The sequence below is a fragment of the Staphylococcus sp. IVB6181 genome, from assembly GCF_025561445.1.
GTDB classification, from domain to species: Bacteria; Bacillota; Bacilli; order Staphylococcales; family Staphylococcaceae; genus Staphylococcus; species Staphylococcus simulans_B.
Genome location: NZ_CP095096.1, coordinates 100249 through 113434, shown reverse-complemented (window position 1 = coordinate 113434; position 13186 = coordinate 100249). Strand labels below are relative to the sequence as shown.

Genomic DNA, 13186 nt, shown 5'->3' with positions numbered 1-13186 from the left:
TGTCGGCAATCGCTTACAATCAGATATATTGTATCACACCTATTAAGTTTCCGGAATATTCAAATTAATAAAAGCGGGTTTTGCGCTTAAAAATATAAAAAAATACGTTATCTCCAGAACTTTTACCAGAGATAACGTATTAAATAATGATAATTATAGCTTGTCTTATGCTTGGCTGTTGATGTAGCTGTCTGGGTTTACACTGTATTGGTTACCTACGCCACCTTGCATGCGTTGGAAGTGTAAGTGTGGTGCAGTTGAATTACCAGTGTTGCCAGATAAACCGATTTGATCGCCGGCACTCACATCTTGACCTTCTTGAACATTTAATTTATTCATGTGCATATACCATTGGTAATTGTCGCTGTTTTTCTCTTGGATTGTAACTTGGTTGCCGCCGCCGTAGTTACTCCAGCCAGCTTGTGTTACTGTACCGTCTGTTAATGAGTAAACTGGTGTGTTTTCAGGCATACCATAGTCTACACCGTAGTGTGCACCGCCGCCGTGGTATTGACCATACGGTTGGATTTTAGGGTGTTTTGTTAACCAGCTTGCATCATCTGCAGTTGCACCGTCAGCTGATGTGCTTGGTGCACTGTCGCCTGATGTTTGCTGCGCTTGGTCAGAACCTTGTGTAGAACCGCCAGTATTTGCTTGCGGTGCTGAAGTTTGTGCGACATTCGCTTGACCAGAATTGCTTTGAGATGCTGGTGCTTGTGCTGCTTGAACATTTTGTCCGTTGTTTGCTGTCGCATTTTGTTCAGGTGCGTTTGTTTGTCCTTGATTTTGGTTATATGTGTTTTCATATTGTGTATTTGAAGCATTTTGGTTTTCAGATGCTTTGTTTGGATTATTTGCGATATCTTCTGATGAAGGTGCTTGGTTCGCGTCATAACCATTCTTTTGTACATCTTCGCTTGATACATTTGCTGAATAGTTATTATCGTCTTGCTGATAGTTAGGGTTTAATAAACTTTGAGGGAAGTAGAAATAGTGTGTTGCACCCTCTGAATCAGTTAATGTAAATTGATATTCTTTATTGTCGAACATTGATTGGTCCCAATTGCCATCCAATGTGTGGTGGTAATTGCCTTGTGCATCTTTCGTGAAGTATGAGCCATATGAATAACCTTTAGTTTGATCTGCTGTTTGCTGTGTTTGCGTTTGTGCTTGTGATTGCGCTTGTGCTGGTGCTGCTTGATTATTTTCAGCCGCATCTGCGTGATGGCTGATGAATCCTACTGATGAAACTCCCAAACCTACAATAGTAGCTGTGACTAATTTATTCATAATGTAAACTAACTCCCGTCCTTAGAATTTTTTTCGATAAATCAAAATTACAAGAGTAAAGGTAACACGGGTTGTTCACTAAATAAAGACGTACAACTATTTTGTAAACAAATGTATTTTGCATGTAATATAATTACCGGACTATTACTAAGTTGTAAGCATTGTGAAGATAGGATAAACGACACCTTTTTGAGGCAAGTGTGTTAAAGTTTTATCATCAAATTGAAATATTTAACACAAAAAATGACGTATTTCTATGTATGATTGAAAGACATGGTTGTGATTTTCCCACACTGAAATAGATTAAACTTACAACTTTGTTTCAGTAAAATGTACAACAAAAAGGCACAAAAAGCTAAGACTGCTTTCGCTTCTTGTACCTTTTAAAGATAAAGTAGAGACCGACTAGGAAAAATATAAACAATAAGGCATTACCTAAAAATTGTGCCGCTAAATAAAACGGTAAAATAAATGAGATGAATGCTAAACCAATCGAAATGACTAAAATTGAATAGTACAAACTTCCTTGATTGTCATACTTTTCAAAGATACGGCTGAAGCGTGCTTGATACATTTTTGTTAACTTCACGATACAAACACCCATTCCGCCGACCGCAATGAGAAAATATGGCACAAAGAAAGCAATAATTAATATATTCCAAGCAAAGCTTAAGAGATCCTCCATGATTCTGCTCCTCTATATTTCTATAATTTTCAAAGCATGACGGATTTCTTTATCTATATCTTTTGAACGCCATTCTCTAAAATAACCTAAAGATACACATTTGTATTGTACCCCGTTTTTCGATATTTCACCTCGAAAATGAACATGCCCCATCAAACTATAGTGAATCGGATAACGTTGATAGAAGGGTTCAAAGTCAGAAGTGCCGATATAAGCATTGAAATAATCAAAGATTAGATGCGGCATAGGGACTTTAAAACTCGGGTCTGTCACTACATGTGTGACTAAAATGATATTGCGACGACCTACTTGGCGCAGATCTTTTTCAGCTAATTCTGCCGCTTTGCGCAATACTTCAATATCAGACATTCCCCAATCCACATGAACTTTATCTTGCCAAGTGGCACCTTTAAAACGGCGGCGCTCCAAATGTTCTAATGAATATTTAGGATTCGCATAACTATAATCATACCAGCCGCTGTTGCCTACAATTGCCCATTCATCATTAATGATATAAGGACGTCCCATCAACTGTTCAGGCTGGTTTAAGAAGAATGTATGAATATCCTTGGTAGACTGCCCTTCAGGCGACCAATAATCATGATTACCCGGAATAAAGCGAATATCTACCCCTGTCAAAGCCTTCATCTGTTTTACAAACGCATATGACTTTTGATAGTGATTAGAAATATCGCCCGCAATTATCAACATATCCAAGTTTTCTTGCTGCACCAGCAATGCTAAATGTTTTGCATATTCATCTTCAGTATAATCTGATGGCCGATCTATATGTAAATCTGATATGGTTCCGATTCTCATGTCTGTCACCTGCTCCCAAATAAGATTGAAGTATATTATCTCATATTTTATATGCTCTCGGCATACGAAGTCATTACATTCAACTCCAAAACAAAACCATTCTTTCTTAAAGCACTGAACAATATAATAACACTGTATTGATTTCACTTATTTTTTTGTTTTGAATTTAAAATTAATAACAACGGGTATCGTATTATGGAGAGTTAGTGCACTGCAGGTCTCTTCCAGCTGACGCCCTCTATCCATAAACACTATGAGAAGAAAGGGTGATATGTTGGAACAATATTTGACTTCAGAAAGTAAGGTAGATCTTAGAGATATTAATTTTGCTTGGGATCAGCTGATTACTGATGAAGACGAATTGGTGGAGGCTGGCTTTCCTTTAACCCTTTTAGAAAAGTGGATAGAGGAGGGCTCAATAGTGCCTTTCTTTCCAAAAGGCGCTAAACGACATTTTTATTCTAAAGATGTGTTCATTGCCACTGTTCATCATGTGTTACATTCATAACATGATGTGGAAGCAGTGGATCGACTTCGGTTGGTCCGCTTCCATTCTTATATACACACCTCAAAAAGAAGCCTTTCTTACCCCCTTCTGCTTGTCTCTTTGAATTACAAAGTACCTTAAAACAGTAACAACTTTTTTATTTTTATATCATTACTTTTTTCTATATTGGTACCTCTCGTTTTAAAAACCTTTTCAGTGATAGTAGGTTAAATATCATTACTTTTTATATTGAGCTTAACGAAGAATATCATTGTAGGAACGGATAAGTATGGCAGAACTATTTCGGCCAATACACCTGACAAAGATGTGATTGTCAGACAATGCCCTGTAGGTGTTGTGGGTGCTATTACCCCATGGAACTTCCCTTCCGCAATGATTACACGTAAAATGGCACCAGCACTCGCAGCGGGATACACAATTCGGCTTAGCTGCTTATTACTTCACGAATGACTATCGCACAGGCATCTATTTAAACGATGAATTAAATTATGGTGTTGTCGGTTGGAACGATGGTGCACCTTCTGCACCGCACGCACCTTTCGGCGGTGTGAAAGAAAGCGGCTATGGCCGTGAAGGCGGTATTGAAGGTATTGAACCTTATTTAGAAAAACGCTACTTGTCTATCGGCAACTTGAATACACCTGAATAGTTCAATGCATCATAAATCAGGAAAGTGAGTCCGCTCGCTTTCCTTTTTTATGCTTGCTATATCGTTATCCTATATCAACTTTCAATTGAAATTAAGCACGTCGCAATGTCTTTCTTCTGCTCATGAGACATAACTGTTTTTGATAGTATCTAAACGGTCGATGAAACGGTCAATATAAATTTGCGGTCCTAACATACGTGCTAACGGTGCGAGTTGATATGATGCATAAAATGCGTCGCGTTCTGTACAAGAGACATAAGCGATAACGGTATCATTGTTCGTACGTTTGATGATTTCTCTTATCGCAAACTGCTGTCTGAACATATCCCAGATTGAATTATCTACTTCGAAAATGACTATTCCTTGCTGCTGTGTTGCGCCTATCGTATTTTCTGTAATTTTTAAATTCGAAATATTGCGCATTTTTTCGGTATAGATTTCTTTGTTGTATTCGTATGTAAACCAATAATCAAAATGCATGTACATCGTCGATAAAGGTTTCACTTCAATGTTGCGATCATTTAATTTCATCCACATTGTCTTTTTAGTTAATAGGGCTTTATGGATGTTCATCATATTAATGCCCGGCAATGCTTCTTTGCGAATTTGAAAACGATTCAGTACATCCATTAATATACGTCTGTCTTCAATACGGTTATTGTCGATTTCTCTTAAGAATAATTTATAAATATCAATATGCAAAATCGGTGTCAGACTGATCATTTTAATCATCAGACCCATTAATGCCAAACTGCTTTGGCTGTAAGAACTATTAATCAACCGATAGCCGTCTATACTGCGTTTGTATACGACTTTCGTATTTTTGTTGTTCCAATACTCACTTTCATAAAAGAAGTGATTAATCGTATTAATATCTCTTTGAATCGATTTTGCGCCGACATGACCAAAATCAGATAAATCTGTTTTACGTACTGTTTCTCCATTGACTAAACGTATGAATAAATTTAATACTCTCGTCGCTTTGTCCACTCTTCTATCAGCTCCTTGGACCATAATATACATGAGCATATGGACGCATATTGTCCGTTACCCTATTATCTTCCGCTTTATATCAAAAACGCTTAAAAAAGGGGGCAATATTTTTTTAAAAGCTATCTTTTTAAGGGAAATGAACAGAATATTTCCTGTTATGCGCTTTATGTGTTTAAATGTAATTGTAAAAGTTACATTAAGAAGGTGAACTACGTGAACTTAGAATTTAATATTGCTGTGCATCTGCTTGCTTTCTTAACGAAACATGCAGACGAGCGTTTTAACAGTAAAACTTTATCTGAATTGATTTGTATTAATCCAGTCCAATTACGCAGAGTAACCGGAAAGCTCATCGAACATGGGTATGTAGAAACTGTACGCGGAAAATACGGCGGCTATCAAGCCAATGAAACAACCCGCTCAGCGAATTTAGCTGACTTATTCAATCTCTTCACAGCTGATCGTTCACAAGGCCGCCTTTTCACCGGCAATACACACAGTGATTGCGAGATTTCCCGAGAAATCGCGAATACGATGGAGAAACACCGCAAACAAGAACATGCATTGTTGATGAACTATTACAAAACATTAACAGTAGAAGATGTTTTACATGAAACATTAGCTTCTGTTTAACACAATCTTGAGGAGGATTATGATGAAACAATATGATTTATTAGTCATTGGTTTTGGTAAAGCAGGTAAAACTTTAGCAAAATTTTCAGCAGGACAAGGTAAAAAAGTAGCAGTCATTGAAAAAGACCAAAAAATGTACGGAGGCACATGTATCAACGTGGGCTGTATCCCTTCTAAAACATTAATTCATGACAGTTTAAACGGCAGTTCATTCGCAGAAGCCTTTGACAGAAAACGCGAAGTTGTCAGTGCATTAAACAATAAAAACTACCATATGCTGGCAGATGAACCTACTGTAGATGTTATTGATGCACGTGCACAATTTAAATCTAATAATGAAGTTGCTATTTTAGATGAATCTGGCCAAGAGACAGAAACAATCACTGCGACAGATATCTTAATCAATACAGGTGCAACACCTAACATTCCGAACATCGAAGGTATCAAAGATTCAAAACACCTTTATGATTCTGCAGGTATCATGGACTTGCCTTTCCAACCTGAAAACTTAGTCATTATCGGCGGCGGCTATATCGCACTTGAATTTGCGTCAATGTTTGCGAACTTAGGTGTTAAAGTTACAGTACTTGAACATCATTCAGATATTATGCCGAAAGAAGATCCAGAAGTGGTAGAACTTGTGAAAGAAAACTTAACTAATCTTGGCGTAGAATTAGTATTTCACGCTGAAACAGAACGTTTCGAAGATGGTGAAAAAGGTACAATAGTATACACTTCAAAAGGTAATTTTGATGCGGATGCAGTCTTGCTTGCGACTGGACGCAAACCTAACACAGAAGATTTAGGCTTAGAAAACACTGATATCAAAGTCGGAGAACGCGGTGAAGTTGTCGTAAATACACACCTTCAAACAGACGTACCGCATGTTTATGCTGCAGGTGACGTTGTAGGCGGTATGCAATTCACTTATATTTCATTAGATGACTTCAGAATCGTGAAAGACCAAATTTTCGGCAATGGAGAACGCTCAACAGAAAACCGCGGAGCAGTCCCTTACTCTGTTTTCATTGATCCGCCATTATCAAGAGTCGGCTTAACAACTCAACAAGCTGAAGAACAAGGCTACAATGTATACGAAACTAAAGTACCTGTTAAAACAATTCCGCGTCATAAAATCAATAACGACCCGCGCGGTCTCTTCAAAGCAGTTATCGACAAAGACACAGACCAAATTCTTGGTGTGAGCTTGTACGGTAAAGAATCAGAAGAAATAATCAATATCGTTAAACTTGCGATAGACCAAAAAGTACCTTACACAGTACTTGGCAGCAATATCTATACGCACCCTACTATGGCTGAATCTTTTAACGACCTGTTCAAATAAGCAGTTAATCTAACCTAATCATTTGAGAATACAAAAACACGTGATGGATTTCTATTCAGCAAATCTATCACGTGTTTTATTATATTTTATTATTCAATTATGAAGGTTCAACTGTTGCCTTTGTTTCAGCTTTAGATTTTGCCACCTTAGAAATAAAAGTAGATGGTTTATCTTTATCATAGATTGTTAAACCAGTAATATCTTTAGTATATTTCCCTGGTACAAAGAGACTTACAATGTATCCGAATAAGAATGCGATGAAGAATGAAATTGTAGATACATAGAATGGTGAGCTTGCACCGCCGAAACCTCTTAGTAAGTAAGCAACAATAACACCTGTGAATAATCCGACAAGTACGCCGAATGTGTTAGCACGTTTTGTGAAAATACCTACCGCAAAGATACCTGCGAGCGGTACACCGAATAGTCCTGTCACAAGTAAGAATAGATCCCACAAGTTGTTAGATTTAGATGCGATTAAATACATCGCAATACCGTAACTTAACAAACCAGCAATCAGTATTGTTAAACGTGCGAAACGTACTTCGTCTTTGTCTGAACCTCTGCTGAAGAAACGTCTTTTGATATCTTCAGAAATACACGCTGAAATAGAGTTCAAACTTGATGAAATTGTGGATTGTGCAGCCGCAAAGATCGCCGCGATCAATAAGCCTGCCACAAATGGCGGCATTTGCGTAATGATGAAATACGGTACAACAGAAGATGTATTAAAGTCCTTCGGCAACGCTGCTTCATGACTATAGAATGAATACATCATTGTTCCCATCCCGTAGAAAATCGGCGCTGAAATCAATGCCAGCAAACCATTAACCCATAATGATTTCTTTGTCTCAGACATTGTGTCAGAAGCCTGATAACGTTGTACCACATCTTGACTGGCTGTATACTGATGCAAGTTATTAAAGATGTTCCCTAAGAAGATAATCGGCAAGGCCGCTGCGGCTGAATTAAACTTCCAGTTATCCGCACTTAATAACTTCTTATCTGCTAAAGCATCCGTCATAATTGTGCCGAAGCCGTCTTTTAGGTTTAATGCACCAATGACAATAATCATCAATGCGCCGCCTAATAAGATAACACCTTGAATAAAGTCGCTCCATACCACACCTTCGAAACCGCCAAGGAAGGTATAAAGGATACATAAAATCCCTACTAAGCTTGCGACTAAATACGGATTAATATCCGTTACTGCAGTAATTGCCAGTGTCGGTAAATAAATCACAATTGCAATACGTCCCAAATGGAAAATCACAAATAACAATGATCCGATAACACGTACACTTGGTCCAAAACGTGCTTCTAAGTACTCATACGCAGATGTAACACGCAGTTTCTTAAAGAATGGTACGTAAAAGATAATCAATAACGGAATAATTGCGACAATCGCAATGTTCCCTGCGATATAAGACCAATCTGTTAAGAATGCTTTCTCTGGTGTCGACATGAACGTAATCGCACTTAACGTCGTCGCATAGATAGAAAAACCAATTGCCCATGAAGGCAAGCGTCCGCTGGCTGTAAAGAAGCTGTCCTTACTTTGACCAGCACGTTTTGTAAAGTATGCACCAATCAGCAACATGACAACCAGGTAGCCTATAAGTGCTACCCAGTTCCATGTCCCAAATCCCACTTGTTGCATAAACAACACCCCTTAATGTTTTCTAATCTGTTTTATAAGTTGTATTTATCAATAAGTTGATTTAATGCTTCGCGGTTTTCTTCGTTGAATGGCGCAAATGGACGTTTCGGTACACCACCGTCAATACCGCGTGATTTTAAGATTTCTTTTAATGTTGGATAGATACCCATGCCTAACACTGTTTCGATAATGTCGTTTGTATCATGTTGAATTTGGTAAGCTTCTTCAATTTTGCCTTCTTTCGCTAAATCGAAGATTTGGCGTGCACGACGGCCGTTCACATTGTATGTTGAACCGATTGCACCATCGACACCTGAAATGGCAGCTTGTACCAGCATTTCATCGAATCCAGATAAGATCAGTTTATCTGGGAATGCTTTTCTGACACGTTCTAATAATAAGAAGTCCGGTGCAGTGTATTTCACACCTACTACTTTTTCATGATTGAACAGTTCACCGAATTGCTCGATGCTGATATCTACACCTGTTAAGCCAGGAATCGCATAAATAATTAAGTTGTTTTGTGTCGCTTCAATTAAATCGAAGTAATATTGTTTAATCTCTTCGAAAGAGAATGGATAATAGAAAGGTGTAACCGCTGAAATAGCATCGTAACCAAGTTCAGTTGCGTATTTACCTAACTCAATAGCTTCGTTTAAATCTAATGAACCTACTTGCGCAATTAATTTCACATCATTACCTACAGCTTCTTGTGCAAGTTTGAAAATTTGTTTTTTCTGTTCTGTGTTAATTAGGAAGTTTTCGCCAGAACTGCCGTTGACATATAAACCATCTAAGTTCTCTGTTTCAATTGCGTTTTTCGCAATTTGTTTCAGACCCTCTTCTTTGACTTGTCCTTGCTCGTCAAACGGTACGAGTAACGCAGCGTATAATCCTTTTAAATGATCTTCCATGTTTAACTCCTCCAAATAAAGTATTTATAGCAATCAGCTATTTATTTAAACTCCAACAAATTCCCCTTTGTTTATAATACATTTACAAATCCAATTGTAAACGCTATCATTTTGCTATACAACTCATTTTGAAATGTTTTAACAAAATATCCTTAAACTAATGAAAATAATTTTCAAAATAGAGCCTGCACTTTCACCCTTGAGAGGTCTCTCTATATAATGAAAGTGAATCAGAGGAGGAATGAACCATGTATAAGATTGCTGTAGATATCGGCGGCACCAATATAAAAGCAGCTGTGATTAATAAGCAACTAGAAATAACAGATTATAAAAAGATTGATACACCGGATAATCAAAGTGTATTCATTATCGATGAAGTTTATCGCCTCATTGCACAGTTGATAGAAAAGCATCAACTCAGTGATCCGCCTATCGGCATATCAAGTGCAGGTGTGGTAGATAGTGATTTAGGAGAGATTGTCTATACTGGTCCGACTATCCAAAATTTCGATGGTACGAACTTCAAAAAGGCTTTAGCAGACTTGTCATCTGACATTACTGTACATAACGATGTAGATGCGGCGTTACTAGGTGAATTATCTTTTCATGATTACCAAGAAGATACGATTTTCTGCCTGACTCTAGGAACAGGCATCGGAGGTGCATTTTATCATGCACAATTAGGGGTTTATGGCGGTGAACGTCATCGTGCCAATGAAATCGGATATCTGCTTTATAGAGCATCTGACAATAAAACTTTTGAACAACGTGCTTCAACGTCAGCTTTAAAACAGTTGATGGCTGCTCATGGATTTGAACACGGTACAGATGTACCAAAATTATTTGATGCGGCTAAAGCTGGTGATTCGAAAGCAGAAGCCATTTTAGAAGAATGGTCTGAATATGTCGCAGAAGGTATTGCACAACTTCAAATCATTTATGATCCAGGCTTAATCTTAATCGGAGGCGGCATCTCTTCTCAAGGTGAAAATTTAATCCGCTATATCGAGCCTAAACTCAATCAGTTCTTACCACCGAATTATGGCCATGCACGTCTTCAAACAACTCAAACTAAGAATAACGCAGCGTTATTCGGGGCGATATCTAAAGGATAAAATACAACCGCATGTTGTAACAGCGATTGTCTGTAATCGTTGAGAACATGCGGTTTGTTAGTGGTCCGGTTGTCTGAATTCAGACAACTCTCAGTCTTACCTATCATCCTTTCCCAGTACTGTATTACGCGTACGCTGATAAAGCTTATTCATATAATCATCGTTTAATAATAAGTAGCAAATGATATCCATTAAGAAGGTTGTCGCAGTTTGTGTGTTAATAAAACGGGCATCATTGATATTGGATTTCGCGGAAGTAATCAATACTAAATCTGCATGCTTGGTAATTACGCTGCCTTTATAGTTAGTAATTACTGCGACGAAGGCACCTTGTTTATGAGCAATTTCAGCCGCATCCGCAAGCTCTTGTGTTTCTCCGCTGTTTGAAATAGCTACAAACATATCTTGGGAAGATAACAATGATGCTGAAATTTTCATTTGATGTGCATCTGTTGAAACGTTGCCTCGGATGCCCATACGCATCGTTCTATAATAGAATTCACTGGCAGTTAATCCTGAACTGCCTAATCCTGCATAGCTCACTTGTCTGCTTGTCTTCAGATAATGTGCAAAGCGTTTTATCTTTTCTTCAGAAATAAACTCTCCAGTTTGCTGGATGATACTTTGATGGTAACGGTGGATGAGTTGGACAATCGGTGCGTTCTCGACTACTTTTTCAGATTTCTCATGCTGCAAGCTGAATTTCATATCTTGAAAATTGCTGTACTCTAATTTGTTGCTGAAACGCGTGATTGTTGCTGGAGAAGTACCGATAGCATGTGCTAGCGAGTTGATGGTAGAGAAGCGATCGTCTAATTCATTCGTACGTATAAATTCTATGATTTTCTTATCCATTTTAGTTAATAGATGGCGGCTGCGTTGAACACGATTTTCAAACTTCATACGGTTTCACTCCCATTTCATACAGTAGTTGCCTATAGTATACATGAAAAACTTTTTCAATTGGTAGTAAAGAATTGAATAAAATTTTCTTAGTGTTATGATATGAGTAAATCAAACGACCCTTAGTTAATACTTTTACAAATACAAATTTTTTGGAGTGTGTTGTCATGTTACCTCATGGATTAATCGTTTCATGCCAAGCTTTGCCTGATGAACCCTTACATTCATCATTTATTATGTCTAAAATGGCATTAGCTGCTTATCAAGGCGGAGCTGTCGGTATTCGCGCAAATACAAAAGAAGATATCATTGCGATTAAAGAAGAAGTCCCATTACCTGTTATCGGAATCGTTAAAAGGGATTATCCAGATTCTAAAGTATTTATTACTGCGACTTCTAAAGAAGTCGATGAACTGATTGAAAGCAAATGCGAAGTCATCGCATTAGATGCGACAAAACAAGAACGTCCTAAAGAATCATTAGAAGAACTTGTCTCATACATTCGAGATAACGCACCTGGTGTTGAAATTATGGCTGATATCTCTACAGTCGAAGAGGCTGTGCACGCTGATCAACTCGGCTTTGATTACGTGGGTACAACATTACGCGGCTATACAGACTATACAAAAGGTCATATTTTGTATGAGAATAACTTCGCATTTTTAAAAGAAGTGTTAGATAATGTTAAAGCAAAGGTCATCGCTGAAGGCAATGTCATTACACCAGAAATGTATCAAGCTGTCAGCAGCTTAGGTGTACATTGCACAGTGGTCGGCGGTGCGATTACTCGTCCTAAACAGATCACAGAACGCTTTGTGAATGCCGCAAAAGAATAATCAACTATCCGGAGGATTGGAAATGCAACTTTACAACTTAAGAAATAAACAACTTGCCAGTCAATATGTCGCAACTGAATTCTTGAAACAAATCAAACATCGTCCAGATGCTGTGTTAGGTTTAGCTACAGGTTCAACAATGACCGAATTGTATACACAGCTTTCTGATTTACTAGATGCTAATACCATTGATGTGAGTGGTGTCAGAACCTTTAACTTAGATGAATATGTCGGTGCCAAACCTACAGATTTGCACAGCTACCATGCTTATATGCACCAACGCTTTTTCGGCCAAAATGAACAGTGGAATCCTGAAAACATTTATATTCCTAACGGCAGCGCAGCTGACTTATCACAAGAGGCTGAAGATTATGAAGCAGCACTTAAAGCTGTCGGCCAACCTGATATTCAAATATTAGGTATCGGCGAAAATGGACATATCGGTTTTAATGAACCCGGCACACCATTTAATAGTGTAACAAGGGTCGTAGACTTAACACCTTCTACATTACATGCGAACAGTGTGCATTTCGCACATTTAGATGATGTGCCTAAACAAGCACTCTCTATGGGTCTTGCATCTATTATGCGTGCCAAACGCATTATTTTATTAGCTTTCGGAGACAAGAAAATTGATGCGATCCAAAAACTAATACATGGTGAAACAACAGAGGCCTTGCCTGCTTCTATCCTGCATAATCATCCGAATGTTGAAATCATTGTAGATGATGTGATTTATCAAGCGATTAAATAACTGAGCATAAAAGCTCGGTTATTTTTTTGTCATTTATCAATTAAACTGAGTTAGTATCATTTATAATAAATCTGTAAAGAGG

At 37.9% G+C, this 13186-nt stretch carries 14 protein-coding genes and 1 pseudogene; 8 read left to right on the top strand and 7 right to left on the bottom strand.

The genetic code is table 11. From position 1 onward, the window contains the following. Positions 1-165: 165 nt before the first annotated feature. The 3 genes from MUA90_RS00545 to MUA90_RS00535 form a co-directional block, all read right to left on the bottom strand. The gene (locus MUA90_RS00545) at positions 166-1290 is read right to left on the bottom strand and encodes a M23 family metallopeptidase (RefSeq protein ID WP_262587645.1); all 1125 of its coding nucleotides are present in this window, start codon (positions 1288-1290) and stop codon (positions 166-168) included. Positions 1291-1645: 355 nt separating this feature from the next. After that, positions 1646-1975 (bottom strand): hypothetical protein, encoded by a 330-nt coding sequence (locus tag MUA90_RS00540; protein ID WP_262587643.1) that lies wholly within the window; start codon positions 1973-1975, stop codon positions 1646-1648. Between the two features lie 12 nt (positions 1976-1987). Beyond that, entirely contained in the window at positions 1988-2794 is an 807-nt protein-coding gene (locus tag MUA90_RS00535) for a metallophosphoesterase (protein ID WP_262587641.1), read from the bottom strand. A 271-nt stretch (positions 2795-3065) separates the two neighbouring features. On the opposite strand from MUA90_RS00535, the gene MUA90_RS00530 reads away from it, so the two are divergent. The 3 genes and pseudogenes from MUA90_RS00530 to MUA90_RS00520 all read left to right on the top strand — a co-directional run. Beyond that, positions 3066-3302 (top strand): hypothetical protein, encoded by a 237-nt coding sequence (locus MUA90_RS00530; RefSeq protein ID WP_262587640.1) that lies wholly within the window; start codon positions 3066-3068, stop codon positions 3300-3302. Between the two features lie 306 nt (positions 3303-3608). Further along, entirely contained in the window at positions 3609-3752 is a 144-nt protein-coding gene (locus MUA90_RS00525; RefSeq protein WP_262588771.1) for an aldehyde dehydrogenase family protein, read from the top strand. Further along, a pseudogene (locus MUA90_RS00520) lies at positions 3712-3951 on the top strand (aldehyde dehydrogenase family protein); the annotation flags it as partial. The gene MUA90_RS00525 and the pseudogene MUA90_RS00520, both read left to right, overlap by 41 nt. Before the next feature lie 120 nt (positions 3952-4071). Here MUA90_RS00520 and MUA90_RS00515 read toward each other — a convergent pair. Beyond that, a complete protein-coding gene (locus tag MUA90_RS00515) occupies positions 4072-4941 on the bottom strand; it encodes a hypothetical protein (protein WP_114604216.1) in 870 nt (289 codons plus the stop codon). A gap of 216 nt (positions 4942-5157) precedes the next feature. Here MUA90_RS00515 and hypR point away from each other — a divergent pair, with 216 nt between their 5' ends. Both hypR and merA read left to right on the top strand, forming a co-directional pair. Next, on the top strand, positions 5158-5577 hold the full coding sequence (gene hypR, locus MUA90_RS00510) for a redox-sensitive transcriptional regulator HypR (protein ID WP_105993995.1): 420 nt from the start codon (positions 5158-5160) through the stop codon (positions 5575-5577). Positions 5578-5599: 22 nt separating this feature from the next. Next, positions 5600-6922 carry a hypothiocyanous acid reductase MerA gene (merA, locus tag MUA90_RS00505; RefSeq protein ID WP_262587637.1) on the top strand — a complete coding sequence of 441 codons (1323 nt, stop codon included), beginning with the start codon at positions 5600-5602 and terminating at the stop codon, positions 6920-6922. A gap of 97 nt (positions 6923-7019) precedes the next feature. On the opposite strand, the gene MUA90_RS00500 is transcribed toward merA, so the two are convergent. Both MUA90_RS00500 and MUA90_RS00495 read right to left on the bottom strand, forming a co-directional pair. Continuing rightward, the gene (locus MUA90_RS00500) at positions 7020-8582 is read right to left on the bottom strand and encodes a sodium:solute symporter family protein (RefSeq protein ID WP_262587635.1); all 1563 of its coding nucleotides are present in this window, start codon (positions 8580-8582) and stop codon (positions 7020-7022) included. A gap of 32 nt (positions 8583-8614) precedes the next feature. Next, positions 8615-9496, bottom strand: coding sequence for an N-acetylneuraminate lyase (locus MUA90_RS00495; protein ID WP_262587634.1), 882 nt, complete (start codon positions 9494-9496; stop codon positions 8615-8617). Between the two features lie 248 nt (positions 9497-9744). Between MUA90_RS00495 and MUA90_RS00490 the strand changes: the two genes are divergently transcribed. Next, complete coding sequence (locus MUA90_RS00490; protein ID WP_262587631.1) at positions 9745-10611, top strand: ROK family protein; 867 nt, start codon at positions 9745-9747, stop codon at positions 10609-10611. Positions 10612-10707: 96 nt separating this feature from the next. Here MUA90_RS00490 and MUA90_RS00485 read toward each other — a convergent pair whose 3' ends face one another. Further along, positions 10708-11514, bottom strand: a complete 807-nt coding sequence (locus MUA90_RS00485) for a MurR/RpiR family transcriptional regulator (protein WP_105994000.1) — start codon at positions 11512-11514, stop codon at positions 10708-10710. A 167-nt stretch (positions 11515-11681) separates the two neighbouring features. On the opposite strand from MUA90_RS00485, the gene MUA90_RS00480 reads away from it, so the two are divergent. Further along, positions 11682-12350 (top strand): N-acetylmannosamine-6-phosphate 2-epimerase, encoded by a 669-nt coding sequence (locus MUA90_RS00480; protein WP_114604209.1) that lies wholly within the window; start codon positions 11682-11684, stop codon positions 12348-12350. A 22-nt stretch (positions 12351-12372) separates the two neighbouring features. Next, positions 12373-13104 (top strand): glucosamine-6-phosphate deaminase, encoded by a 732-nt coding sequence (locus MUA90_RS00475; protein ID WP_145380124.1) that lies wholly within the window; start codon positions 12373-12375, stop codon positions 13102-13104. The last annotated feature ends 82 nt before the right edge of the window (positions 13105-13186 follow it).